Source organism: Microbacterium salitolerans (assembly GCF_019720895.1).
Classification (GTDB): domain Bacteria; phylum Actinomycetota; class Actinomycetes; order Actinomycetales; family Microbacteriaceae; genus Microbacterium.
Genome location: NZ_JAHKSH010000003.1, coordinates 593,722 through 619,357, shown reverse-complemented (window position 1 = coordinate 619,357; position 25,636 = coordinate 593,722). Strand labels below are relative to the sequence as shown.

The window sequence follows — 25,636 nt, the reverse complement described above, 5'->3', positions numbered from 1 at the left end:
AATGACTCTTTTCACCCCCGCCGCTCGGCGCGGCGCCTCTGCCGCCGGTCCCGCACTCCTCGGCCTCGCGGTCGCCCTGCTCGTCCCAACGGGCGCGGCAGCCGACGAACCGGCGATTCCGGCTCCCGACGGGCTCACCGAGCAGACGGCAGCCGCCTCGTGCTGGGAGATCGCGCAGACGGATCCGGACGCCCCGAGCGGCGTGTACTGGCTTCTCACTCCCGCGATGGTGTCCCCGGAGCGCTTCCACTGCGATCAGGAGACCGATGGCGGCGGATGGGTACTCGTCGGGCGCGGACGCGAGCGCTGGTCGGAGTCGATCCTCGGGTCGGGCACCCCCGCGCAGGTCCGCGACGTCGTCACGGGCGCCGCGGCCTTCCAGCCGCGTCAGCTGTCCGGCGCGATCATCGACGACCTCGTCGGCCACCAGCCGATCACGGATCTCGAGGACGGGATCCGGCTCGTGCGCGCCACGAACGCGGCCGGCACCGCCCACCAGGACGTGCGATTCCACCTGACGAGCCCGCGCGACGAATGGACATGGCAGTTCAACAGCGAGCAGCGCGTCGGCGCGTTCACGATCGACGGCAGCAGCTATTCGGGTGGCTTCACGAGCAACTTCGGCTCCGGCAACGGCACGAGTCGCGTGCGCACGATCACGGGCGCCGCAGAGGGATGGGCGATGGGGTTCGGCTACGGCGCCGACATCTCGGGCTCGACCGCGGCCTCGAGCCACCTCTGGTCGCGTACGCCGTCGTCGGGCTACGCACGCCCCTTCACCCAGGTGCTCCTGCGCCCGCAGCTCACCACTCCCGAGACGCCCGCCGCCGAGGCGCTCCCGGCGGCGACGCGCGAGCCGGTCGCCGAGGCCTTCGCTCGGCGGCAGACCTGGGGCGTCACGGGCCTCGGCGCCGGCCCCACCACGACCGAGGGCAGCAACGAGGTGTCGGCGTTCGGCGAAGAGGGCGGTCGCGTCTTCGTCGGCGGCAACTTCACCACCGTGCAGCGCTCGTCGTCCGGCGCTGGCGCGGTACAGCAGTCGTATCTCGCGTCGTTCGACCGCGACTCCGGCGACTGGAATCCGGCCTTTCGTCCCGTCTTCGACAATCAGGTGAAGGCGGTCGTGGGGCTCGGCGACGGACGCATCGCGGTGGGCGGATTCTTCTCCACCGTCAACGACGAGCCGCACGCCGGCCTCGTCGTGCTCGATGCCGCGACGGGGGCCGTCGACGCATCCTTCACGGGCGCCCTGATCAACTACCTCTCGGGCGGCGTGCCCTCCGTGCGTTCGATGGATGTGCAGGACGACTGGCTCTACGTCGCCGGGACCTTCACCCACGCCACCGCCGAGGGATCCGGGCAGGCCTACGCCCGCGGCGCGGCGCGCTTCTCCCTCTCGACCGGACTCCCGGGCACGTGGAACCCCGAGTTCAACGGCACCGTGATGAGTCTCGACGCCTCGGAGCAGGGCGACCGCGTGTACGCCGCAGGGTTCTTCTCGCAGTCGCGCGGACGGACCGCCGATCACGCCGCCGCGCTCGCGTCCGCCGACGAGACGCTCTTCCCGTGGGAGCCGGTGTTCTCGAACCGCTCCGGAGGACGAACCGGGTATCAGCAGGCCGTTCGCGAGGTCGGAGACCGCGTATGGCTCGGCGGATCCGAGCACTCGCTCATGAGCTACTCACGCGACACGCTGGACGTGCTCAGCGCCGCCATCACGCTGCGGGGCGGCGACTTCCAGGCGATCGCCTCCGACGGCACGACGGTGTACGGGGGGTGCCACTGCTTCGAAACCGTCTACGAGGGCGCCACGCGGTGGCCCTCGGTCGGGACCGGGTGGAGCGGCTCGCACGCCATCTACGGCAGCGGGGCGTGGGATGCCGCGACGGGCGAATACCGGCCGTCATTCAACGGCGCGTTCAACACGCGCGGCGGCGCGGGCACCTGGGCGCTCTTCGTCGACTCCGCCGGGTCGCTCTGGCAGGGCGGGGACTTCACGCACTCGACGCGCGAGGGATACACCCGGCAGTGGTCGGGCGGGTTCGTGCGGCACGCCGCCGCAGACGTCACCGCGCCGAGCACACCGGCCGGCCTGCAAGCGCAGCGGACCGCCGACGGCGTCGACCTCTCCTGGGAGGAGGCGACGGATGACAGAGGTGTGACGGCCTATCAGGTGATCCGGAACGGACGCGTCGCCGCGTCGACCGACGCCCGCTCGCTGGAGCTGCCGCTCGCGCCTGGTGACACGACCTACGCCGTCCGGGCCTCCGACGCCGCCGGCAACGTCTCCGCGAGCTCCGACCCGATCGCCGCTGCTGCGCCGACGGAGCCGGATCCCGAACCGGACCCCGACCCCGAACCGGACCCGGATCCCGAACCGGACCCGGATCCGGATCCCGACCCCGGTCCCGCGATCGGTCTGGTCATCGCGGGCGGATCCGACTGGCGCCACCTGTGGTCGATCGACGGCGCCGCGGAGGGCTGGGGGTCCCCGGACTTCGACGACGCGACGTGGGCCGCCGCGCCCGCCCCGATCGGCTGGGGCACGAGCGATATCGCGACGCCGCTCGACATATCGCTCTCGCCGCGCCCTGTGACGAGCTACTACCGGCACGGCTTCGACCTGGCCGAGGTCCCCGCCGCGCTCGACCTGAGCGTGCGTGTCGACGACGGCATCGTCGTGTACGTGAACGGCACGGAGGTGCTGCGCGAGAACCTCGACGACGGCCCCCTCACGGCGGGGACCTTCGCGAACGCCGGCGTCTCGGGCGGTGCGGCGGTCGCGAACCCCGTCACCGTCGCGGTTCCGACCGACCTCCTGGTCGCCGGCGCGAACACGATCGCCGTCGAGGTGCACTCGAACTACCGCTCGGCGAAGTCCCACAGCTTCGAGCTCACGGCGGAGGCGACATCGTGACCGTGGGATTCGCGGACTCCGCGACCCTTCGCGACCGCCTCCAGGCCCTGCGGAGCGCGCAGAAGTCGGGCGCAGGAGTGCCTGCCTACACGCGCTGGATCAACCGCCGCCTCGCGCGCGGCGTCGCGGCCGCCGCGGCGAGCGCGGGGCTCGGGCCGAACGCGGTCACCCTGGCCAGCGCGGGCCTCTCGGTCGCGGGTCTCGTCGTCCTCGTCGCCGCACCCGCGTCTCTCCCGAGCGCGGTCGTCGCCGCCGTCCTGCTCGCCGCCGGGTACGTGCTCGACTCCGCCGACGGCCAGGTCGCACGTCTCACGGGGCGCGCCGGTCCAGCGGGCGAATGGCTCGATCACGTCGTCGACGCCATCCGCACGCCGCTCATCCACACGGCCGTCGCGATCGCCGTCTTCCTCCACCGCCCCGACGAGGAGTGGCTCATGATCGTCGCGCTCTCGTACGCGGTGCTCAGCTCCGGTCAGTTCATGAGCCAGATCCTCGCCGAGCAGCTCGCCACCCGTCACGGCCGCGATCGCTCCGAGGGGCCGGGCATCGCGAAGTCGATCGCCCTTCTCCCCACCGACCCCGGCGCCCTCTGCTGGGCCTTCCTGCTCTGGGCCGCCCCGACGGCGTTCGGCCTCGTCTACGCGGCGCTCTTCGTCGCGAACCTCATCCACACCGCCGCTTCGATGCGCCGCAAGCACCGCCTGCTCGCCCGCTGACCACCCGATGGAGGACGCTCCGATGGACCGCACCACGACGCTCGGACTCGAGCACTACGCCCGCGTGATCGCTCGGCACTGGGTGATCATCTGCCTCACGACGGCGCTGGGAGTCGCCACCGCCTGCGCCGCTCTGCTCGTCATGCCCGCCCGCATCACGGCGACGACGCACGTGAACCTGTCGGTCATCACAACGGATCCGTTCGGCGCCCAGCGTTCGGCGTCGGGCCTCGTCGACACCGCCACCGAGACGGCGATCGCCGAATCGTTCGCGGTCGCCGACCGTGCCGCGCTCCTGTTGGGGGGCGAGGTCGCGGCACCCGAGCTCCACGATGGCGTCGAGGTGACGGTCTCCGATGGCGGAACCGTCGCGGGCATCGCCGCCGTGGGCGCGTCGAGCACGGAGGCGATCGCCCGTGCGGACGCCGTCGCCGCCGCGTACCTCGCCTACCGCAGCGAGACGGCGCAGGAGCGCCTCGACGTCATGATCACGCGCATCGATGACCGCGTGGGCGACCTGCGCGCCGACCTCAGCGAGGCGAACGCGACCATCGCGGCGGATCCCCAGAGCGTCCAGGCCGCCAGCGAGCGCGAGCAGATCCTCGCCGAGCTCACGGGGCTCACGACGCAGCGCAACACCCTGCAGAGCGTCGACACGACGGGCGGAAGCGTGCTCACGCGTGCCGCCGACAGCCCCCTCGTGTCCGCGCCCTCGCGCACGATGGTGCTGGCGACGGGCGGCGCGGCCGGGCTCCTGCTCGGCATCGTGTTCGCATTCGTGCGCGATCCGTTCGACCGCCGCCTGCGCACACCCGCCGAGATCGAGCGCCGTTCGGGTCGGAGGATCCTCGCGCACCTGCGAACGGCGCGCCCTGCCGCGCACGGCGGCGCGGAGTTCGACATCGCCCGCGAGCGACTGCTCGGCGACCTGCCCCTCGGAGCGTCGACGATCGGGGTGATCGATGACACGGAGCAGCCCGGCGCGACCGCCCGAGGCCTCGCGCACGCACTCGCTGACAGCGGTCAGGAGACGCTCCTGCTTCTGCCGCCCGAGAGCCGCCCGCGTGTCACGGCCCTGCGCGGCGCCCCCTCGGCGCGCCCCGACGACCGCGAGGGCGTGCCGGGCCTCACCGTCCGCACGTGCATCGCGCCGTCCCCCGCGACGAGTCCCGCCGCCCAGGTCCGCGATGCCGTCGCCTCCGCGCCGGCGGGCGCGATCGTGCTGGTCGCGGTCTCCGCTCACGACGAGGCGGACATGCTGGCCGTCCTGCGGTGCGCCGACGTCGCTGTCGCCGTCGTGCGCGAGGGCGACGTGACCACGACGACGGTCGACAGGATCCGCGAGGCGACCGAGCAGCTGGATCGCCCCCTGCTCGGAACGATCGTGCTGCCGCGGGCCCCACGGCCCGGCGCCGCGAGCCGGCGCTCCCTCCCGGTCGGACGCGCGCCGCGCGCCGACGACAGGATGACGGAGCTCGCCGATGCGGTCTGACACGCTCGCGCGCACCGCATCGGGCCCGGCGCTCCTCGTCCGCACCGAGCTGCCCAGCTGGCCCGTGACCGCCATGTTCGCGGCCTTCCCCCTGTGGTGGCTGCTCGGCGTCGGGGAGATGGCCTGGCTCCCCCTGGCGGGCGCCATGGCGATCCTCATGGCGCGGCGGGGCGACATCCGCGCGCCGCGCGGACTCGGCATCTGGCTGCTCTTCCTCGCGTGCGTCGCCGTCTCGGTGATCGGCATCGACTCGTCGGGACGACTCATCGGATTCGTCTATCGCGCCGCGCAGTACCTCGCGCTCACGATCGCGTTCGTCTACGTCTACAACGCACGGCGCACGCTGACGCCCGACCGGATGCTCGGGATCCTCACCGTGTTCTGGCTCTTCGTCGTAGCCGGCGGCTGGCTCGGCATCCTCGCACCGGAGTTCTCTTTCCGCACGCCCCTGGGGTACGTGCTGCCTGCCTCCCTCCAGGCCAACGAGCTCGTCGGCGAGATGGTCGAGCGCCGAGCCACGCAGTGGAATCCCGACGCATGGGCCGCGCTCGATCCGCGCCCGTCGGCGCCGTTCCTGTACACGAACGGATGGGGCAACGCGTACTCCCTGCTGCTCCCGCTCGTGATCGCGCGGCTGACGCGCATGCCCCGCGACCTCCGGTTCCTCGGGCTCGTCGTCGCCATCGCGGCGTCTCTCGTCCCGGCGTTCCTCACGCTCAATCGCGGAATGTTCATCGGGCTCGGCATCGCCGTCGTATACAGCGGGCTGCTCGCGCTCGGTTCCGGACGGATGCGCGCCCTCGCGGGGCTCGCGGGCGCCTGCGCCGCGGGACTCATCGCCGCGACGGCGCTGGACGTGTGGGACCGCCTGACAGGACGCATGGAGAACAGCTCATCGACTGAGAACCGCGCCGACCTGTACCAGGAGACGTTCGCCCGAACGCTCGAGTCTCCTCTGTTCGGCTACGGAGCGCCCCGCCCGTCGTGGACGCCCGGGGCGCCCTCGGCAGGAACGCAGGGACACGTCTGGATGGTCCTGTTCTCCCACGGATTCCCGGCCCTGTTCCTCTTCCTCGCGGCGATCCTCTGGCTCGCCTGGGCCACCTCGCGCCATCGCGGACCCCTGGCGATGCCCATCCACGTGATCCAGGTCGTCCTGTTCGTGGAGGTCTTCTACTACGGCGTCCTGCCGCACGGGCTCGCGCTCGCGCTCCTCCCCGCGGCGACCGTCATCCCGTACTCGGAATCGTCACATCCATCCGTCGTCCCACACCCCCGGAGGTCCTCATGAGTCCCCTCGTCACGGTCGTCATCGCGACGCGCGATCGCGCAGAGCTGCTGCGGCGCGCGATCCGCTCCGTCCTCGCGCAGGATGTCGCGGGGTTCCTCGAGATCGTCGTCGTGTTCGACGGCTCTCCGGTGGACCCGCTCGACGACGTCGGCCCGGGGCGGCACATGCTCCGCACCGTCGCCAACACGCGCACACCGGGTCTCGCCGGCGCGCGCAACACCGGGATCCTCGCCGCGAGGGCCGAGGCCGTCGCGTTCTGCGATGACGACGACGAATGGGAACCGGGCAAGCTCGCGTCGCAGCTGCCGCTCCTCGAGGATCCGGACGTCGTGCTCGCCGCCACGGGGATCCGGATCCTCTCGAGCGGTGGGTCGCATGTGCGCACGCCGCCGGCGACGACGCGACTCGACGATCTCGTGCGCTCGCGGATCACCGAGCTGCACCCCTCGTCGTTCCTGCTCCGCACGCACGATCTGCGCGGCAGGCTCGGTCTGGTCGACGAGGAGCTCCCGACGGGCTACGGCGAGGACTACGATCTGCTGCTCCGGGCCGCACGGATCGGCGCCGTCGCCGCCGTCCCGGATCCGCTCACGATCGTCCACTGGGATCGCGCCTCGTTCTTCACCGAGCGCTGGCAGGGGATCGTCGACGGGCTCGGCTACCTGCTCGACAAGCATCCGGAGTTCGCGGGATCCGCGACAGGCCGCGCACGGGTCGAGGGCCAGATCGCCTTCGCCCACGGCGCCCTCGGGTCGCTCGCCGACGCGCGCCACTGGGCGGGCCGCGCCCTGCGCGACGACCGGCGACAGGCACGGGCGTACCTCGCGCTGTGCGTCGGCCTGCGGCTCGTCTCCGGTCCGCGCATCGTCCGGGCGCTCAACGCCCGGGGAAGGGGCGTGTGACATGCCTCGTCTCAGCGTTCTGCTGCCCGCCTTCGACGCCGCCGGAACAATCGATCTCGCCGTGCGGTCGACGCTCCGCGCGCTGCCCCGCGACGCCGAGCTCGTCGTTGCCGACGACGGATCGCGCGACGGCACGGCCGACGTCCTCGCCGCAATCGATGACCGGCGCCTGCGCGTCATCTCCGGGCCGAATCGCGGCGTCGCCCGCACCCTCAACGGACTCCTCGAGGCCACCGACAGCGAGTTCATCGCGCGCATGGACGCCGACGACGTCACGCTGCCCGGCCGGTTCCGCCACCAGCTGCGCGCGCTGCAGTCCGCGGACGTCGTCTTCTCCTCGGTCGCCGCGTGGACGGGCCGGGGCGCCCCGCGTCCGTCGTTCTCGCCGCCGATCGGATCCGCCGCGTTCCCGTTCCACCTGCTGCTGACGAACCCCGTCGCCCACTCGACGATGGCGGCACGGCGCGCTTCGCTCGCCGCCTGCGACGGATACCGTGTCGTCCCCAGCGAGGACTACGACCTCTGGCTTCGGCTCGCGCATCGCGGCACGTCGATGCGGCGCCTCGCGGCGCCGGCGGTCCTCTACCGCACACACGACGACCAGGTGACGGCCGCCGACGCCTGGCGCCGACGCTCCTGGCAGGATCCGGAGACGCAGGAGGCGTTCGAACGGCTCTCAGTGCGACTTCTCGGCCGCCCGCACACGCGCATCACGACCCTCGCGGTCGCGCCTCTGCCGCGCGCCGAGGCGTTCGAGCGCTTCGCGGCGTTCGAACGCGACGTCCGTGCGGCCGTCTCGCCCCTGCCGTTCCCGGCGCGGCGCCGCCTCATCGGGGTGCTCGACCGTCGCTGCGCGTGGCTGTGGGAGCGGATCCTCTCCTCACCGCCGACGCTGCCGTTCGATTCCGCGACGGCTCTGGCAGGGCCGGCACGATGAGCGCCCCCCGCGACCGCATGCGCGCCGCGTGTGCGGCGGACCGCGCGGCGAACGCGGCCTATCCGAAGAGCCGGTTGGTGCTCGCGTGGTTCCGCCGCTGTCAGCGCTGGCGTGAGACGCCGGGACGGCTGGGGCGTGCGCTCTTCCTCGTCTACGCGGTGCCGTATCGCCTCGTGACGGAGGGGTTCCTCGGCATCGAGCTGCCCACGTCGACCTCGGTCGGACCGGGCCTGCGCCTGCGGCACGGGATCGGGATCGTCGTCAATCCGCACACGGTCATCGGATCCGGGGTCATGCTCCGCCACGGCGTGACGCTCGGCAACCGGCGCGAACGCGACGACTGCCCCGTCATCGAAGCCGATGTCGAGATCGGCGTCGGCGCCGTCATCATCGGCGCCATCACCGTCGGGCGCGGGGCGCGCATCGGCCCGAACGCCGTCGTCGTGCGCGACGTTCCGCCGGGCGCGACCGTGCTCTCGCCCGGTGCCGATATCCTCTCACCCGGCAGACGACGGGCATCGCGACAGATGGGAATCTCCGCGTGACTCGCATCGGGTACGCCGCCGGGGCGTTCGACCTCTTCCACATCGGCCACCTCAACCTGCTGCGGCACGCGAAGGAACGCTGCGACGTCCTCGTCGCAGGCGTCGTCAGCGATGAGATGCTCCGCGCTGTGAAGGGCATCGCCCCCGTGATCCCGGCAGTCGAGCGGGCCGAGATCGTCGGGAGCCTCGCGTGCGTCGACGCCGTGCACGTCGAGACGACCCCCGACAAGATCGACGCCTGGCGCGACGTGGGCTTCACGCACTTCTTCAAGGGCGACGACTGGCGCGGGACCGACAAGGGGATCCGCCTCGAGCGCGAGCTCGGAGCCGTGGGCGTCGAGGTCGTCTACTTCCCCTACACGGCCCATACCTCGAGCACACGCCTGCGTCACGCCCTCGACGCCCTGACGACGGCAGGTGCCGTCCGCGCGGCCGTCTGACCGAACGGTTCCGCTGGAGTTCACCTCGACGAATGCTCGATGTCGTCTGAACGCCGTATCACCAGGGGGTTGCGCCGCTCTTCACTGGTATGGGCACAATGAGAACAATATGGAGGACGATTCCCGATCGGCACCTTCTGGCGGCCAGCCCGCCGATTCTTCCGCCTCGCCTCCCGAGCGTGCTGCGGACGGGACTGCCGACGCGCTCGGGCGCTCGGGCGAGCGCTGGGCCAGGGCCGCGGCTCTCTTCGTGCGCTGGCGCGGCGGGGATCCGCGGGCCATCGACGATCTGGTGCGACTCATGACGCCGGTGCTGTGGCACGTCGTCCGCGCCTATGGACTGCGCACGTCCGTGGCGGAGGACGTGATTCAGACGACATGGCTCACGCTCGTGCGCAAGCATGAATCGATCGATGAGCCGCAGGCGGTGTCCGCGTGGCTGACGATCACGGCCCGCCGCGAAGCCTGGCGCGCCTCGAAGCGCGACGGGCGCGACGACGACACCGAGGACGAGCGCCTCGAGCGCCTCGCGCCCGCGCGGCGTGGAGTCGACCACGACGTGTCCGAGTCCGACGAGCGGCAACATCTGTGGAACGCCGTCGCACGGCTCGATCCCCGTTGCCAGCGACTGCTGCGCATCATCGCATTCGACGAGCGGCCGGACTACGCGGAGATCTCGAAGGCGCTGCACATGCCCGTCGGAAGCATCGGACCCACACGCAGCAGGTGTCTGGCGAAGCTGCGGAATTTCCTGGATGCTGGAATGAATGATGTGCGAAGAGGAGGAGACAATGCCTGACATCGATGAGCCGAAGGAAGACGAGGAGCTCCTCGGCGAACTGCGCATGGTCTGGGACGCCGAAGATCCGGCTCCCAGCGGCCTCGCCGATCGCATGGTCGCGGCCGCAGCGGTCGATGACCTCAACCGGGAGTTCGAACTCCTCACGATCGTTGAAGGCGACAAGACCGGATCCGTGCGCCGAGGGAGCGCCCCGCGCACGGTGCACTTCGCGGACGACGATGCGGAGGTGCTCATCCGAGTCTCGGCCGAGAGGAACGGAACGCGCCGGGTCGACGGCTGGTCGAGGCCCGCGGTTCTCGCCGCGCGACTGGCCCAGCCGGAGGTGGAGAGGAAGGCCGATACTGCGGGCGACGGGCGCTTCACGTTCGACGAGGTCCCACCGGGGCCGTCTCACATGCGCATGGTCGTCAAGCAGGACGAGAACCTGCGTGAGGTCATGACACAGTGGTTCGAGGTGTGAAGAGGCACACTCACGCGGGGAACGATTCTCAGAAGCCGGAGCCGTAGCAGAGGAAGGGCGCGAGGTGCCCCGTCTCCTCCGCGGCGAGCGCGAGCGCTTCCGCCGGCCCGGCCCCGTCCGCCAGGTGCTCGTGCAGCGCGCAGAGCAGATCGCAGGCGACGTCGTCCGCGACGACGACCGGCGACGCGATGACGGTGCGCACTCCCGAATGCAGCCACGCGCGCGTCATGCCGACCGCCTCCTCCCCCCACTGCACGCTCGATCGACCGAGCTCGCAGGCGGAGAGCAGCACGATCTCCGGCGGTGAGGGGATCTCGTCGACGTCGTAGCCGAACAGCGAGCCGTCCGCGAGGGCGCACGCGGACAGCATCGGCGAGTCGATCGAGTGGTGACCGTGCGCGACGATGTGCAGGACATCGACGTCGCGCGCGAGACGCGAGACGGCGTCGACCGTCGCCGTGGCGCCGTCGAGCACCCGAGCAGCATCGTGATGCGGAAGCGCCCGCCGCCAGATGTCCGCGGCATCACGCGCCTCCTCTCCTCCGCGCGGCACGTCAGGGCCGACGGCGAAGCCGACCCGCTCGATCGGACGGGCGGCGCGACAGGTGTTGACCCACCTCGACGCCGATCTGCTCAGCGTCATGACCCGACCCCGCATCGCCGGGAGAATGCTCCACGGCGTGCCCTGCAGCTCCCCCGGCGCCGTGATGATCACGCGCCGCGGGTCGCCGGCGACACGGAGCGCATCGACGAGCAGGGCGTCGGACAGGTCGGCGAGACGTACGTCCAGCGCGTCGCGCACGAGCGCCCCCGTCGGCGTCCCGTGCGTCTCGGCCGCCGCATTCAGGTCGGGGAAGAGACCATCGCGCAGAGCCCGGACCCGACGCCACGACAGATCGACGATCCTCGGGGGCGCGGTGTGCGGCACGACGAGGCAGAGGAGTCGTTCTCGCACATAGACGAACGACATCAGCGCCGTCTCCTCGTCGAGCGCGGCTCGCAGCGCGCCGAGGGTGACGTGCGCCGGCCCTTCCTGGCCCTGGGTATCCATCCACCGTCGCTCGCTGACGCGCTGGCGCAGGCCGATGACGCGCGGATCCGTGTCCCATGCGGCGTCATCCAGCTCGGCGCGCAGCGACCGCAGCCGGCTGAGATCGGCGGCGTGCTCGTCGTCTCGCGGAGGACGCACGGGAGTGACCTGTTGGCTGAAATGCCGCGTGATCTCCGACCATTCGAACACGATCTCCGGATCCCCCGAGCGCACCGCGGCGTCGATGCCCTCGAGGAAGACACCGGTGCCGTGCATCGCGGCGGAGGACAGCATCTCGATTGAGCCGAACGTGCGCTGCCAGCCCGCCAGCTGCGCGATGCCCTCGTATGCGGCGCGCCGCGCACCCGCGTCGTCGCCGCGTGCCGCGGCCTGCGCCGCCTGCGCCTCGAACGCGAGCAGGCGCACGTTCAGCGGGGCCGTGTCGTCTGCGCGTGGGGTGACGCGCGGCGGCGAACCCGCGCGCGCAAGGGCGGCGTCGCGCGCGAACCGCAACGCGCGCGACTCGCTGCGGAATCCGAGGCGCAGGAGCGCACGGGCCGTCGTCACGCAGCTCGCGCGCACCTCGTCGGAGACCGTCTGGGCGAACCGGCGGCGCGAGGGCGCAAGCAGGGCGCGCAGGCGCACTCCATCCGCCCGCAGGGCCCACGGCGTGCTGCCCTGTGCACGGAACCGCTTCGCCGCGAGCTTCGCCACGCCCGCCGCGCGGCCGGGGTCGTGGGCGAGCAGCGTCTGCGCGAGCCGGAACTCGGCCTCGGCGCGGGACTGACGCATGCGCTGCGCGCCGAAGGTGCGGGCGACGCGCTCGAAGAGCGCTTCCGCCTCGCGCAGCTGACCGGCCTCCCGCAGCACCTCCGCGCGGTCGAGACCCGCGATCGCCGCGAGAGCGGGCGACTCCCGTTCGAGCTCGTCGCGCACCGCCGACATCTCCCGCAGGGCGAGGGCCAGGTCGCCCCGCAGCATGGCCACGTACCCGAGGTTGTGGCGCGCCTGGGCGGCGCCGATGGTGTCACCGTCGGCCGTGAACGTCGCCACCGCCTCCGCGCAGTCGCGCATCGCGTCGTCGAGTGCGCCGAGATCCATGTTCGCCGTGGCCCGATTCATGAGGAGGTTCGCGCGCTCCTGCGGAGAATCGTCGAGCATCGCGAGCGCGATGTCGAGCGACGAGATCGCGGCCTTCCAGCGTCCCGCCGTGAGGAGGACAGCTCCCAGCTCACCGTGGAGGATCGCGCGCGTCTGCTCTCCGAGATCGCGCAGGCGCAGAGCTGCGCGGCTCGCGCGCTCGGCCTCGGCGTGCGCGCCTCGGAGCGAGAGCGCGTACGACCGAGTCGCCGCGATCCGCGCGCGGACGTCGTTCGTCTGCGCGCGCGCCTCGGCCCTGTCGAGATTGTGCTCCCCCGCGCTGAGACGGCGGCCGTTGACGTCGTCGATGGCCCGCTGATGGAGCTCTTCCGCGGTGAGCTTCATGAGCCGGGAGCTGCCGTCGGCGAATGATCGATGGCGTGCAGCGCATCGATCGCGGCACCGGCGGCTCGCGTGACCCGCTCGCAGGCCGCACGACGGGATCGCGGGCGAGCAGGGACCATGCCGAGGTTCGCCGCGATCAGCCCCGCCGCGTACGGGGCCGCGAACGACGTGCCGCTCCAGGCGGCGAATCCGCCCACGTACGCGTCGGGCGCGATCGTCTCGCGACGGTGGTCGTACTGGTCGTCGCGCGACGAGGCCTGCCGCCCGCCGTCGAAAGCGGGCATGGTGCTGACGACGGACGCTCCGGGCGCGTACGCCTGCACCCACGGGCCGATGTTCGAGAACAGCGCGAGCGACGAGCACGCCGGGTTCAGCGCCCCGATCGAGACGTGCGGCGCGGCGTCGTCGCCCTCGATGCCGTTGTGCGCTCCGTCCCACGGCCAGAGAGACGCGGGGAACGTCGGCCGATCGGTCGTGTCGTTGCCGACCGAGCACACGACAGCGCAGCCCAGCCCACGTGCGGCACGCAGGAGCTCGAAGAGCACGGTCGTGAAGAATCCGTCCTCCGGCGTCTCGTGGTAGTAGCCGAGCGACAGGTTCAGCACGTCGATCGGCTGGCCGTCGGCCTTCCCCGCGGCCGCACGCACCATGAGCTCGACCACGTCGCCGAGCGACGCGAGCAGTGCGCTCTCGGAGACGATGCCGCGAGCGTCGGCGACGCGCACCGAGACGATGTCGGCGTCGGGCGCGAGCTGCCGGAGGACTCCGGCGATGAACGTGCCGTGCCCCGACACCGCGTCGATCTCGCCGTCGAGCGGGCCGTACAGATCCGGATAGCGCTCAGGATCCGCATCGTCGGTCAAACCGATCGGACGCCCGTCGATCTCGAGCTGGCGCGTGACGATGCTGTCCGGGAGCCACGTGTGCTCGCCGCACCCGGTGTCGAGATACGCAACGACGGCACGGCGTTCGCTCTTGCGCGGATTCGCGCTCCGGACCGGCCCCGCCCCGAGGCGCGCGATCGGCTGCCGTCCGCCGAGCCCCGCTTCCGCGTACTGCTCGGTTCCGAACGGGTTGGTGCGCGTGAAGGGATTGGTGCGCGTGAACGGGTTGGTCCTGGTGAACGGGTTCGTCCGCGTGAACGGATTGACGCCGATCGGGTCGACGGCCAGCACGTGATCCAGCCCAACATCGGCCAGCGGATCCTTGGCGAGCTGACGCGCCTTCTGCAGCACGCGCCACGCGTCGGCGGCGACCGGCGACTCGCCGCGTACGCGCTCGTCGGGCGTCGTGAGTCGGGCACGCAGGACGCCGGGGATTCCCTCGACGAGCGGATCCGGCTCTTCGCCCTCCGCGAGGCGCTCACCCGCGAGCGTCTCGGGCACGATCGTCCACCCGAAGCTCTCTGCCGCCTCGCGCAGGACATCGAGGTCGTCGTCGGCCGTGGTCTTCTCGTTCCGACGGCTCACGAGCAGACGATCGGGGACGTACACGGTCGGGAAGACGTTGTCACCGGGCGACGCGTCTTCGATCGGGTCGAGCACGCGGCCGACGGGGATCGTGCCGCGTGCGCGGTCGCGCCAGGTCCAGCCCTCGGGCTGGGGGATGCTGTGGTGATCGGTCGCCATGGATGCAACTCCCCGGGTGCCCAGGTAGTCCGGGTACTACCTGCTCGGCGGTATCATCCCGCACCTCTCCCCCGAAAAGGAAGAGGGCTCAGCACACAAGCGATCTCAGGCTCGTTCGACCCGGAACGTGCAGGCGATCGCCTCCGGGCTGAGCATGGCGCCGATCGACGACGCGGGGGAACCCTCGTACTTGCGCTCGATCTCGGCATCGAGCGCCGGGTGGATCGGATCGTCCTGCGGCACCTCGACGAGCGAGACGTCGACGCGCGGGAGCTCGAGCGCCGCCGCGCGGTCGCGCTCGGCGATGCTGCCGTCGCCGTCGACGAACGACACGGGTCGGCCCGCCATCACGTGCCGGTACCACCAGGATCCGCCGCCGTACGCGGAGCGCACATAGGGGACGCCGTCGACGACCATCGACCAGATCGCGGTCGCCGCGGGCTCCCCCTTCTGGCGCGTCGTCACGATCGCGACGACCTTCGTCTCGTCCAGCAGCTTCACCACATGATCGGTTGCCATGCGGCGACGGTATCGTGCCCGAGTGCTCACCGGGGCGGTGGAGTGGGGATCCGCTCAGTCGCTCGAATTACCCTGGTCACGTGCCTGCGAAGATCCTGCTCTACTACGTGTTCACACCGATCGCCGACCCCGACGCGATCCGGCTGTGGCAGCGCGACCTGTGCGAGCTGCTCGGGCTGCGGGGGCGGATCCTCATCTCGGAGCACGGGATCAACGGCACGGTCGGCGGCGACATGGACGCACTCAAGACCTACGTGCGCAAGACCAAGCAGTACGCGCCCTTCCGGGGCGTCGACATGAAGTGGTCACCGGGAACGGGCCTCGACGACGACGGGTTCAGCCTCGATTTCCCGCGGCTCACGGTGAAGGTGCGCGACGAGATCGTGTCGTTCGGAACGCCCGACGAGCTGCGCATCGACGAGAACGGCGTCGTCGGCGGCGGCACGCATCTCAAGCCCGGTGAGCTGCACAGACTCGTCGCGGAGCGAGGTGACGACGTGACCTTCTTCGACGGCCGCAACGCCTTCGAAGCAGAGATCGGCCGGTTCAAGAACGCCGTCGTACCGAACACCGAGACCACGCGCGACTTCATCGCCGAGCTCGACTCCGGCCGCTACGACCACCTCAAGGACAAGCCCGTCGTCACCTACTGCACGGGCGGGGTGCGCTGCGAGGTGCTCTCGAGCCTGATGACCTCGCGCGGCTTCGGCGAGGTGTACCAGCTCGAGGGCGGCATCGTCCGCTACGGCGAGACGTTCGGCAACACGGGCCTGTGGGAGGGATCCCTCTACGTGTTCGACGGGCGTGAGACGACCACCTTCGGCGACGACGCCACGATCATCGGGCGCTGCGTCTCGTGCGGCGCATCGAGCGACCGGATGGTCAATTGCGCCGACGACGACTGCCGCGCCCGCACTGTGCTCTGCGCCGCCTGCGGTGAGACGGCCGTGTGCCGTCGCCACGCTCCCGCCGAGGCCTGACCGCGCGCCGCGCCCGGCGTGCTACGCCGCCGGAGTCTCTGACGCCTCGGGCTCCGTCGGCGCCTGGCTCGGCTCCGCTGGCGGCGTCTGCTGCGGGGCCTGCGAAGGCGACGGCGACGGCGCCTCGGGCTCCGGTGTCGTGGTCGGCTCCTCGGGGTCCGGCGTCGGCACCTCAGGATCCGGCGTCGGGGCCGGCGGAGTCGGTTTCGGTGTGGCCGTCGGCGTCGGCTTCGGCGGCTCCTCCGTCGGGGTCGGCTTCGGCGTCTTCGTCGGAGTCGGCGTGGGCTTCTTCGTCGGAGTCGGCTGCGGATCCTTCGTGGGCGTCGGATCGGGCGACGGGGACGGCTTCGGGGAGGGCTTCGGATCGGGCGTCTTCGGCGACTCGGGGGACGGCTTCTCCGGCGTCGCCGGCACGGGTGCCGGAACGGGAGGCGCGGGGACGGACGGACGCAGCTCGTCGGGTGCCGCGGACCCGCCCGTGAGGAGCGGATAGGGGTCGATGGGCACGCCGTGCCGACGCAGCTCGAAGTGCAGATGATTGCCGAAGCTGCGACCTGTGTTGCCCACGGCGCCGATGTGATCGCCCGTCTCGACCCAGTCGCCGACCTCCACCGTGCGGCTGCCGTGCGTCAGGTGGCCGTATACGGTCTGCAGGCCGTCGATGTGCTGGATGATGACGGCGACGCCGTAGCCGAAGTGCCCTTCGCTCGAGACGACCACCACGCCGGGCGCGGCGGCGCCGATCGGCTCGCCACCCGCCGCCGCGAGGTCGATGCCCATGTGATGACCGCCCCGCGTACCGAAGACGTCGCTGATCCAGTAGTTCGCGAGCGGCCACGCGAGACGGCCGCCCGTGCGGAGATCCCCGAGAGCGGGGAGATCGTCGAGGTCGATGGGCAGACCGGAGGCTTTCGCCTCGGCGATGAGCTTCTCGCGCGCCTCGCGACGGAGCTGCTCGAGCTCCTTCTTCGTCGAGGCCGCGTACTCGCTGTGCATGAGCTGCGCGGCGCTCGCGGCCACGTCCTCCTCGGTGACGCCGCCGTGCGCGTGGTCGCTCGCGCCGGGCGCCGGCGCGCCCGCGACGCTCGGACCGGACGCGAGGGTGGTGACCTCTGCCGGCGCCGCCTTCTGCGGGGCCGGATCGGACAAGAAGGCCGCCCCCAGCAGAGACGCGCTGCAGACCGCCACGACCGTGCCGACCGCCACGGCCGCACCCGCGATGCGCGGAGGCCGAACGCGCCTCTTCCACCGCGGTGTCGTCATCGAAGATCCTCCCCCGCGAGCCATCCTCGCGGTCCGCGCGGCTGCTGACAAGGGCTCTCGACAAGAAAACCCTGGTCGTCACGACTCGAGCGGGATCACTCGCTCCCCGTAGTCGAGGATCGTGTAGCGCCCGCAGGAGATCGCCTCGGCGGTCTCGGGCTCGAACCCGGGTGGATACCGGAACTCCGGCGACTTCTCGTCGAGCAGGACGAAGGTCGCCTCGGCATCGAGGTAGTCGGACCTGTTCATGACCCACGGCCAGACGATGAAGTCATCCGTGATCTGGATGAGGGGCGACGGATCGGCGAGGTACGCCTTCACCGGGCGGACCGTCCAGAAGTCGCCGACCCCGCTCTGCCCCGACTCGTCGATCCAGGCGCCGACGCAGGCGATATCGGCATCGGTGACCTGCGCGGCGCGGACGAGGCTCGGAGTCGCGACGATCCCGAGCCCGACGCAGGCCGCCACCATCCCCGCGACGGCCGCTCGCGGGAGAGATGCCGGCCACGCGCGGCCCGCGACGAGCACGAGCGCGGCGATCGGGAACACGACGAGCGGCTGGAGATAGCGCAGCGCCTCGGAACCCGTCGCGATCGCGACGGCGAGCATCAGCGGCCCCGAGAGAAGCGCGGTGCCGGCGACGATGGCGCCGCCCGCGTCGCGACGCCGCCAGGCCGAGACGCCCGCCGCGACGACGGCCGCCCCGATCGTCACGACGACCGCGATCCAGAGCAGGCCGAACGGCTCCCGCGGCAGCGCTGCCGCGGCGCGAGCGTAGAAGGCTGTGGCCCCCGCCACCTGGTCGACGCGCACGTAGTCCTGCCCGACCGCCATCACGAACCAGTGCGACACCACCGCGCGGACGACGAGGCCCGAGGCCGCGCCCGCGCCGATCCAGATCAGCAGACGCCAGGGCAGACGTCTCTCGCGGCCGCACACGACGAGGATCATGATGCCCAGCGGCGCGAGGCACCACCCCGCGAAGATCGGATTCGTGAGCAGCGACAGCAGGGTGATCGCCGCGATCAGCGGAGGGATCCCCCGCGGATCCGCGCCGGCCCGCACCTCCTCGACGTACCTCCGGACGAGCCCGACGACCATGATGGTCGCCACGATCGTCGCCACGTAGTACGTCGTGAGCACATTGAGCGACGCCCACATGAAGAAGCGGGAGCCGGGACCCTCGAGCGCCGCCAGTGCGCACAGGACCGTGAACGCCGCGAGCGCGCCGCGAGCGGCGTGCGGGTGCCGCTGCGAGGATCCCGCGAGAACCCGGATCGCGCCGTACATCAGCAGGAGGTTCGCGATCGCGCTGAGGATGAGCGTCCCGCGCACCCCCGCGCCGAGGAACGACAGCAGGTGGAACAGCGCCGCCTCCGGGAGGAACAGCACGGGCGACATCGCCCAGTGCTGTACGTGGCCCGCGTGGAGCGACGACGAGATGAGTGCGGTCGCGAGCGAGTCGGCGTCGAGGAACATCATGTCGGCACGCGGCGTCGCCAGCCATGCCGTCGTCGCCGTCGCGAGGCCGGCGGCGATGAGCCAGGCGGCGAGCTCTCCCCCGCGCCGCCGCGCGGCCGAGGCCGGGCGCGTCTCGTGGGCGTCGGCGGTCACACGCTCGCCAGGCGCGTCCGCCCGGCGACGCGCCAGTCCTCCGCGACGCCCAGAAGCCGCCCGAGACGCGCGCCGACGACCGGCACGTGATCGCACGCCACGAGCGCGAACAGGGAGACGAACAGGAGGCTCGCCATGACGATCTCGCCGCCGTCCTCGATCAGCGCCAGCGAGGCGTCCATGACCGGGATCTCGTGCAGGAGCTCGTGGAGCGGATCCACTCCGACGCTCAGAACGACGAGCCAGAGGAACAGCACGAGGAGGTTCGCGGAGATCGCCCGGCCGATGCCTCGCGTGAGAACGTGCAGGACGGCGATCACGATGGCCAGGACGAGGCCGGCGGCGGCGAGGTAGATCAGCTCGCCGATCATGCGATGAGAAACGGCCGCGAAGGTCTCGGCGACGTGCTCCCCCATGCGCTCGTGCACCAGGAACCAGTCGTCGAGCACGATGAAGGCGAACAGCGCGAGCCACCCGACGAGGACGGGCGCCCGGAATCGCCGCGCCGCCCAGAGCAGCAGCACGCAGACGCCGAACATCGTGAAGGTGAACAGCTGCTCGCCGTAGCCGCGCTCGAGGTCGAGGTTCAGGAGCGGGTCGCTCGGTTCGCCGAACGCCCAGTGGGAGACGTGCGCGACGAGGAGCACGGCATCGAGCGCCAGGAGGACGACGAGAAGCACGCGCACCGGACGGGCGTCGAGGCCGAAGAACGCGGCGATCGCGTCCCGACGAGACGGTCGCACGGCGGCGGCGGAGTTCAGCACACCGATATCTTCCCGGGTCTCTCTAAGACGACGATAAATCGGCTGCGAGGGGCCGTCGCGCGCAGGCCGTCATGTGCGGACCGACCGCGTCTCGCGCACATCGTTGCGCGGCGCGTAGACGACGAGTGAATGGAACGTGAAGCGGACCAGGAACGCCACCGCGAGCGTGATGGCCGTCGCGACGGGACTCGCCATGCCCAGCCGCTCGACCATGACCGCCATGATCGGGATCCGCACGGCCGACTCGACGTTGTTGAACGTGAACGAGATCGCGAAGCGCCGCCAGAACGCGCGCGCCTGCCCTCTGAGATCGCGGAACACGAAGTGCTCGGCGAGCAGGAAGTTGCCGACGATCGTGACCTCGGCCGCCACGATCGCCGCCCACAGATAGCCCATGCCGAGCGCGGTGAGCGCCCACACGATGGCGACGTTGGCCACCGCCCCCACGGCGCCGATCAGCGCGTACGCGCTCATCTTGCCGAACCGCAGCATCGTGAGCTGCTGCAGGAACCAGACGCCCTGACGCAGGCTCGCCTTGGACGCGCCGGCGAACCGATCGGCGAAGTCGAATGGGACCTCGGCGACACGCAGGGGCGTGCGCACGATGATCTCGAGCAGGATCTTGAACCCGCGGGGACGCAGCGTCTCCAGGTCGAGGCGCGATCGGTCGATGCCGAAGAACCCCGTCATGGGATCCGTGACACGGCGCAGGCGGACCGGGAACATGGCCCGCGTGACCAGGTTGGATCCGCGCGAGATCATGCGGCGCGTCGCATCGGCGAGGCCGGCCGACGTGCCGGACCCGACGTACCGCGACGCGACGACGATCTGCACGTCGCCCTGGTGCAGGCGCTCGACGATCTCGGGGATCTTCTCGGGCGGGTGCTGCAGGTCGCCGTCCATCACGACGCACGTGTCGGCGCGCGCCTCGCGCATGCCCAGCAGGACGGCGCCGCCGAGGCCCCCCTCCGGCACGTCACGATGGATGACCCGCACGGGCAGCATCGCCGTCAGCGCCACGCGCGCGACCTCGAGCTCTGTGCCGTCCGACGAGTCGTCGACGAAGAGGATCTCCGCGCGATGCGCGCCGACCGACGCGGTGACGCGTCGCACGAGCTCCTCGACGTTGCCCGCCTCGTTGAACGTCGGAACGATCACCGTCAGGTCGACGGCGCGCTCCTCTTCCCCTGCTGTCACGGGTCCATCGTCGCACGCGCATACGCCGCCATTCGCACGAGAGCGGGCGCCTGAGCGGTCCCCGAAAGCGGATCCACCCCGCTCCGAGCGGACATATTCTGGGACCATGACGACTCCCGCGAACGACACCATCACCCTGTTCGGCGCCGAGTGGTGCCGCGACTGCCGCCGCACGAAGGCGCAGCTCGACGGACTCGGCATCGAGTACACCTATGTCGATCTCGAGACCGACCCGACCGCCGCCGACGTCGCCAAGGACATCTCGGGACGCACGAACATCCCCGTCGTGCTCTACCCGGACGCGAGCCACCAGGTCGAGCCGTCGAACGCCGACGTCGAGACGAAGCTGCGCGAGCTCGCCCTTCTCTGACGGACTGTGCGGCGCCGTACATTCTCGGCGCCGTGCGGCAGAATGGTCGAGTGAGCACCGAGCATGTCGAAGAGGTCAGCACTCCGGGCGACATCTGGCGCGCTCGCCCGATCGGCTCCCGACTCGTCGGCATCGTCGTCGCGCGCGCAGGCATGCCGTCGATCGTCGAGCAGCGCCGGCAGCTCACGAGCTTCGGCGTCCCGATCGGCGGCTTCCGCCACCCGGCACCCAACGTCATCGAGACGTGGGAGGAGCGCCTCAACCGCCTGTTCGGCCGGCTCGACCGCGGTGATGTGGTCGTCGTGGTCAGCGCCCGCGTCTTCGGACGCGACGCGACCGAGGAAGCCCAGACGATCGCCGAGCTCGGCCGCCGCGGCATCATGATCAAGGTCCTGGCGCACAGCGAACCCGCGCCGTGAGGTGACGCCCCGCTCACGCCACGTGAGCGGGGCTCCTTCTCAGTCGGAGTGGGAGACGCACGCCGATTCCGGGAGCGACGGCGCTCCGTTGGCGCGCACGATCCGCACCTGGATGCAGGTCTCCGCGCCCGACTCAAGGTCGACCGTCGCGGTCGCCTCGCTCGTCGAGTTCTCGAAGGATCCGAGCTGGTCCTCGACGATGACGCCGTACTCGTAGGTGTCGCCGGCGGAGGGATCCGGGTTGTTCCAGGTGAACGTGACCTGCTCGCCTGTCGCCTCGGCTCTCCCCTGCAGGTCGGTGACGGCCGCCACGTCTTCGTCGGGGATCTCGTCGTTCGGAGCGCCGCCGGTCTGCGTCACGAGGAAGACAGCGAGCGCCGCGACGCCCCCGAGAACCGCGAGCCCGGCGATGATGATGCCGATCACGAGGCGCCGCCGCGAGCGCCGATCGACGACCGTCGGCGTCGACTTCGTCACGGCGGGACCCACCGCTCCCCCCGAGGGGATGCGGCTCACGACGCGGAACTGCGACGGATCCGCCTTCGGCACGCTGCCCGCGCCGAACTCGACGCGCGAATCGAACGTGTAGGCGGCGGGAGCCTGCGACGCCGCCCGACGGGGGCGGGCAGCCGTCGTGTCGTCCGCCGGAGCAGACGATGCCGGGGGACGCGCCCGCGTGACGTCGTCGGCCGCAGCCGCGGTGCGTGACGAACGGATGGCGGTCTCGTCGTCGGCCGGCTCGACGGTGCGCGGCGGACGGACGGCGGTCTCGTCGTCGGCCGGCTCGACGGTGCGCGGCGGACGGACGGCGGTCTCGTCGTCGGCCGGCGGCTCCGCGCGCGGCGAGTCCTCTCGAACCGGTGAGTCGGCGCGCGGTGCGCGGGCTCGCGTCGCGTCATCGGGCGCCCCGTCGAGTGCTGCCTCGTCGTCGTCGCGCGAGGGACGCGCGACGGTGGCATCGGCGTCGGACGGGCCGTGTTCCGGCGCGCCGCTCTGCGCTGCGGCCGCCTCCTCGCTGACCTCCTGGGGCTCCGGCACGGCGGGCAGCTCGTCGGCCCACGCCGGCAGCGCCCCCGCGTCGCCGCCAGCGGACGGAGGGGCGAACGCCGAATGATCCGCCTGCGTCTCCTGCGCCGGGATCTCGAACGGATCCGCCGGGCCGGGCGATGGCGGCGCGAAGGAGCCACCACCGGCGTGGTCTCCCGGGAGGACGGTCGTGCTGCCCGGGATGCGACGGATCTGCGTGGACCCGAGCTCGTCGATCTCGTCGTCCTCGAAGCCCTCGTCGTGCTCGTATCCGTCGTCGAGGATGTCGATCTGGGTGACCGGATCCCCGCGTTCGATCTGCACCTTCTGGAGGGCGCGCGCGAACGCCGCCGCGGTGCGGAAGCGCTCATCGGGATCCTTGGCCATGGCCTTCTCAAGCACCGCCACGAGCGAGCGCGGCACGTCCGAGCGTCCGAGCGGCGGCAGGGGCATCGTCTCGATGCGATCGATCAGCGCCGTGCTGGTGTTGCTCTCGCCCGCGACCTCGAACGGCGACCGGCCCGCGAGGAGCGTGTAGACGGTCGCGCCCAGCTGGTAGACGTCGCTGCGGGGATCGCTGCGCGGCGGCTCGGCGAACGCCTCGGGCGGCGACCACGGGACGGAGACGCCCAGGCTCTCATCGGGATCCGCCGATGACGAGGCGATGCCGAAGTCGGTGAGCGCGGGCCGGTTGTACTCGGTGACGAGGATGTTCGCGGGCTTGATGTCGCGGTGCAGGACATTGGCACGATGGGCCGTCTCGACGGCCGCCGCGACGGGGATCCCCGTGTGGAGGGCCTCGCCGACCGAGAAGCGCTCGCGCCGATACCGCACCTGCAGATTCGGGCGCGGGCAGTACTCCATGACGAGGTACGGACGCCCGTCGTCGGCGACGCCGGCCTGGTAGACGGCGGCGATCGCGGGATGCGTCGACAGCATCGCCATGACATTCGCCTCGGCCGTGAACTGCGCAGCCGACGTCGAGATGCGATCCGGCAGGAGCACCTTGATCGCGACGCGACGGCGCGGCATCTTCTGCTCGTACAGGAAGACGTCGGCGAAGCCGCCCGACCCCAGCAGCTCCAGGTAGGTGAATCCGGGGATCTCGGGAGGCTCAGACGCGGTGCGTCTGCTCACGGCAGCTCCTCGAACGCGACCGTGACGCCGTCGCCGAGATCGAGCACGTCGCCCGACACGACCACCGTGCGCTCGCTGGGACGCAGTCGCACCGGATCCGCCCCCGCACGCCGGAGCTGGGTGCCGTTGGTCGTGCGCAGGTCCGTGACGACGACGGCATCGGGCTCGGGGATGATCTCGACATGGTTGCGCGAGATGTCGAATTCGGGACTCCGCACCGCGAGCAGCAGCGGCGCCTCGTCGATCGCGACGCGCGTCGCCCGTGGGCTCCGTCCGATGACGATCGGGCGATCGAGATCGTGCACCTCCCCGGTCGAGAGGCGGATCCGGCCGGTCGCGCGGACGGGCTGGGCCGCCACGCGGCGGGCGCGCAGCTCGTCGCGCGAGAGCGTCGCGCCGTCGTGGTCGCCGGCGGACGCCCCGCGTCGAGTTCGCAACGCGCGCAGCTGCGCCAGCGTCATCGTGGCGCCGTCGTGATCGCCGGGTCGGACGACGGGGGTCCCTGCCACGTCGTCGGCGACGGGAGCGGTCTCGGAGCCTGCGCCGTCGACCGGCTCAGAAACGGACGCCGCGGCGGCGTCCGGCTCGTCCGACGCCGGGGGGTCCGAGGTGTCCTGCGCGTCGACGAGCGTCTCGCTGATCGCGTCGTCCGCGGCGACGAGCACCGCGGGCATCTCCCCGTGGCGAACGACCCGCGACGGGGTCTCGGACTGGTCGACGACCGCGTACCACGCCGCCCCTGTCAGCACCTCCCGTGCGGCCGCGACGGACTCGGCGAGCGCCGCGCGCACCGCGTCGACGTCGCATGCCGCCGGCACGACGGCGACGCGCTGGGCGGCGGTGACGACCGCGATCTCGGCGGTCACGAGCCGCTCCCCGTGACGGCGGAGCGCGGCCTGGTGTCGACGGATCCATCGGCACCGCGGTCGAGCGTCGCGATCTCGACGTCGTCGTCCCCCGTCGGCGCGGCATGGGTCACGTCGACGGCGTCGACGACGATGGCCGTGATGTTGTCGCGACCGCCCGTGTGGTGCGCCTCGTGCACGAGCAGCGTCGCCGCGACCTGCGGATCCCGCTCCGTGAGAAGGATCTGCTCGATCCGTTCGTGCGTGAGCTCATCGGAGAGCCCGTCCGAGCACACGAGGATGCGGTCGCCGCGGTGCGCGGGCAGCATCCACGTGTCGGCCACGCCGTTGCTCGATGCGCCGAGCGCGCGCGTGACGACGTTGCGACGCTGATCCCGGCGGGCCGCCTCCGGCGTGAGGACGCCCTGCTCGATCATCTCCTGCACGAGCGAATGATCGACGGTGAGCTGGGTCAGCGATCCGTCCTGCAGCCGGTAGGTGCGCGAGTCGCCGACGTTGAGCACCATCCAGTATCCCTCGCCCCGCACGTCGGCGACGGCGACACCCGACAGCGTCGTGCCCGCCCCGCCGGCGTGCCCCTCCGAGAACTCCTCCAGGCACGCGCGCACCTCGTCGATCGCGTCGCGCACCTCATCGACCGTGAGCGACGCGCGCCCGGCGAAGCGCTGGAACGCGCTGACGGCCGTCGCGGCCGCGACGTCGCCCGAGTCGTGGCCGCCCATGCCGTCGGCGACGAGGAAGCACGGCGCCGACGCCAGCGCCGCGTCTTCGTTGAGGGAGCGACGCTGGCCGATGTCGGTGGCGACGCCGCTCGCCGTGAGGATCGCGGGGGTCAT

Annotated in this window: 23 protein-coding genes; 13 read left to right on the top strand and 10 right to left on the bottom strand. The window is 71.6% G+C overall.

Translation table 11 applies throughout. The features are described from left to right. Position 1 precedes the first annotated feature (1 nt). From KOL93_RS09345 to KOL93_RS09300, 10 genes are all read left to right on the top strand, one after another. Complete coding sequence (locus KOL93_RS09345; protein WP_221585058.1) at positions 2–2,917, top strand: fibrinogen-like YCDxxxxGGGW domain-containing protein; 2,916 nt, start codon at positions 2–4, stop codon at positions 2,915–2,917. Continuing rightward, positions 2,914–3,633 carry a CDP-alcohol phosphatidyltransferase family protein gene (locus KOL93_RS09340; RefSeq protein ID WP_308291597.1) on the top strand — a complete coding sequence of 240 codons (720 nt, stop codon included), beginning with the start codon at positions 2,914–2,916 and terminating at the stop codon, positions 3,631–3,633. Before KOL93_RS09345 ends, KOL93_RS09340 begins: the two co-directional genes overlap by 4 nt. A 22-nt stretch (positions 3,634–3,655) precedes the next feature. Beyond that, positions 3,656–5,125, top strand: coding sequence for a YveK family protein (locus KOL93_RS09335; protein WP_221585057.1), 1,470 nt, complete (start codon positions 3,656–3,658; stop codon positions 5,123–5,125). Further along, positions 5,115–6,416 carry an O-antigen ligase family protein gene (locus tag KOL93_RS09330; RefSeq protein WP_221585056.1) on the top strand — a complete coding sequence of 434 codons (1,302 nt, stop codon included), beginning with the start codon at positions 5,115–5,117 and terminating at the stop codon, positions 6,414–6,416. The genes KOL93_RS09335 and KOL93_RS09330 overlap by 11 nt, the downstream gene beginning before the upstream one ends. After that, positions 6,413–7,318, top strand: a complete 906-nt coding sequence (locus KOL93_RS09325; RefSeq protein ID WP_221585055.1) for a glycosyltransferase family 2 protein — start codon at positions 6,413–6,415, stop codon at positions 7,316–7,318. Before KOL93_RS09330 ends, KOL93_RS09325 begins: the two co-directional genes overlap by 4 nt. 1 nt (position 7,319) lies before the next feature. Then, entirely contained in the window at positions 7,320–8,255 is a 936-nt protein-coding gene (locus tag KOL93_RS09320) for a glycosyltransferase family 2 protein (RefSeq protein ID WP_221585054.1), read from the top strand. After that, positions 8,252–8,800 carry a serine acetyltransferase gene (locus KOL93_RS09315; protein ID WP_221585053.1) on the top strand — a complete coding sequence of 183 codons (549 nt, stop codon included), beginning with the start codon at positions 8,252–8,254 and terminating at the stop codon, positions 8,798–8,800. Before KOL93_RS09320 ends, KOL93_RS09315 begins: the two co-directional genes overlap by 4 nt. After that, a complete protein-coding gene (locus tag KOL93_RS09310; RefSeq protein ID WP_221585052.1) occupies positions 8,797–9,240 on the top strand; it encodes an adenylyltransferase/cytidyltransferase family protein in 444 nt (147 codons plus the stop codon). The genes KOL93_RS09315 and KOL93_RS09310 overlap by 4 nt, the downstream gene beginning before the upstream one ends. Positions 9,241–9,349: 109 nt before the next feature. Beyond that, the gene (locus KOL93_RS09305; protein WP_221585051.1) at positions 9,350–10,039 is read left to right on the top strand and encodes an RNA polymerase sigma factor; all 690 of its coding nucleotides are present in this window, start codon (positions 9,350–9,352) and stop codon (positions 10,037–10,039) included. Then, positions 10,032–10,502 (top strand): hypothetical protein, encoded by a 471-nt coding sequence (locus KOL93_RS09300; protein WP_221585050.1) that lies wholly within the window; start codon positions 10,032–10,034, stop codon positions 10,500–10,502. Before KOL93_RS09305 ends, KOL93_RS09300 begins: the two co-directional genes overlap by 8 nt. A 28-nt stretch (positions 10,503–10,530) precedes the next feature. Here KOL93_RS09300 and KOL93_RS09295 read toward each other — a convergent pair whose 3' ends face one another. The 3 genes from KOL93_RS09295 to KOL93_RS09285 all read right to left on the bottom strand — a co-directional run bounded on the left by KOL93_RS09295 (position 10,531) and on the right by KOL93_RS09285 (position 15,164). Continuing rightward, positions 10,531–13,017 carry a CHAT domain-containing protein gene (locus tag KOL93_RS09295; RefSeq protein WP_221585049.1) on the bottom strand — a complete coding sequence of 829 codons (2,487 nt, stop codon included), beginning with the start codon at positions 13,015–13,017 and terminating at the stop codon, positions 10,531–10,533. Further along, positions 13,014–14,645 carry a S8 family peptidase gene (locus tag KOL93_RS09290; protein ID WP_260406205.1) on the bottom strand — a complete coding sequence of 544 codons (1,632 nt, stop codon included), beginning with the start codon at positions 14,643–14,645 and terminating at the stop codon, positions 13,014–13,016. The genes KOL93_RS09295 and KOL93_RS09290 overlap by 4 nt, the downstream gene beginning before the upstream one ends. A 105-nt stretch (positions 14,646–14,750) precedes the next feature. Continuing rightward, positions 14,751–15,164: a DUF2255 family protein gene (locus KOL93_RS09285; RefSeq protein ID WP_221585048.1), complete on the bottom strand. Its 414-nt coding sequence runs from the start codon at positions 15,162–15,164 to the stop codon at positions 14,751–14,753. Positions 15,165–15,244: 80 nt separating this feature from the next. On the opposite strand from KOL93_RS09285, the gene trhO reads away from it, so the two are divergent. Continuing rightward, positions 15,245–16,144, top strand: a complete 900-nt coding sequence (gene trhO, locus KOL93_RS09280; RefSeq protein ID WP_221585047.1) for an oxygen-dependent tRNA uridine(34) hydroxylase TrhO — start codon at positions 15,245–15,247, stop codon at positions 16,142–16,144. A 21-nt stretch (positions 16,145–16,165) separates the two neighbouring features. Here the strand turns inward: trhO and KOL93_RS09275 are convergent, their stop codons facing one another. The 4 genes from KOL93_RS09275 to KOL93_RS09260 form a co-directional block, all read right to left on the bottom strand. After that, complete coding sequence (locus tag KOL93_RS09275) at positions 16,166–17,407, bottom strand: M23 family metallopeptidase (RefSeq protein WP_221585046.1); 1,242 nt, start codon at positions 17,405–17,407, stop codon at positions 16,166–16,168. Between the two features lie 78 nt (positions 17,408–17,485). Continuing rightward, the gene (locus KOL93_RS09270) at positions 17,486–19,021 is read right to left on the bottom strand and encodes a hypothetical protein (protein WP_221585045.1); all 1,536 of its coding nucleotides are present in this window, start codon (positions 19,019–19,021) and stop codon (positions 17,486–17,488) included. Next, positions 19,018–19,785, bottom strand: coding sequence for a hypothetical protein (locus tag KOL93_RS09265; protein WP_221585044.1), 768 nt, complete (start codon positions 19,783–19,785; stop codon positions 19,018–19,020). Before KOL93_RS09265 ends, KOL93_RS09270 begins: the two co-directional genes overlap by 4 nt. Before the next feature lie 69 nt (positions 19,786–19,854). Then, the gene (locus tag KOL93_RS09260; RefSeq protein WP_308291596.1) at positions 19,855–20,982 is read right to left on the bottom strand and encodes a glycosyltransferase; all 1,128 of its coding nucleotides are present in this window, start codon (positions 20,980–20,982) and stop codon (positions 19,855–19,857) included. Positions 20,983–21,088: 106 nt separating this feature from the next. Between KOL93_RS09260 and KOL93_RS09255 the strand changes: the two genes are divergently transcribed. Then, complete coding sequence (locus tag KOL93_RS09255; protein ID WP_221585042.1) at positions 21,089–21,352, top strand: glutaredoxin domain-containing protein; 264 nt, start codon at positions 21,089–21,091, stop codon at positions 21,350–21,352. 50 nt (positions 21,353–21,402) lie between these two features. Continuing rightward, positions 21,403–21,771 (top strand): dehydrogenase, encoded by a 369-nt coding sequence (locus KOL93_RS09250; RefSeq protein WP_221585041.1) that lies wholly within the window; start codon positions 21,403–21,405, stop codon positions 21,769–21,771. A gap of 39 nt (positions 21,772–21,810) precedes the next feature. Here KOL93_RS09250 and KOL93_RS09245 read toward each other — a convergent pair whose 3' ends face one another. Genes KOL93_RS09245 through KOL93_RS09235 form a run of 3 tightly spaced genes read right to left on the bottom strand, consistent with a single transcriptional unit; the run spans position 21,811 to position 25,636 of the window. Then, a complete protein-coding gene (locus tag KOL93_RS09245) occupies positions 21,811–23,934 on the bottom strand; it encodes a protein kinase domain-containing protein (protein WP_221585039.1) in 2,124 nt (707 codons plus the stop codon). Beyond that, positions 23,931–24,800: an FHA domain-containing protein gene (locus KOL93_RS16360; RefSeq protein WP_221585038.1), complete on the bottom strand. Its 870-nt coding sequence runs from the start codon at positions 24,798–24,800 to the stop codon at positions 23,931–23,933. The genes KOL93_RS09245 and KOL93_RS16360 overlap by 4 nt, the downstream gene beginning before the upstream one ends. Then, on the bottom strand, positions 24,797–25,636 hold the full coding sequence (locus KOL93_RS09235; protein WP_221585037.1) for a PP2C family protein-serine/threonine phosphatase: 840 nt from the start codon (positions 25,634–25,636) through the stop codon (positions 24,797–24,799). The genes KOL93_RS16360 and KOL93_RS09235 overlap by 4 nt, the downstream gene beginning before the upstream one ends.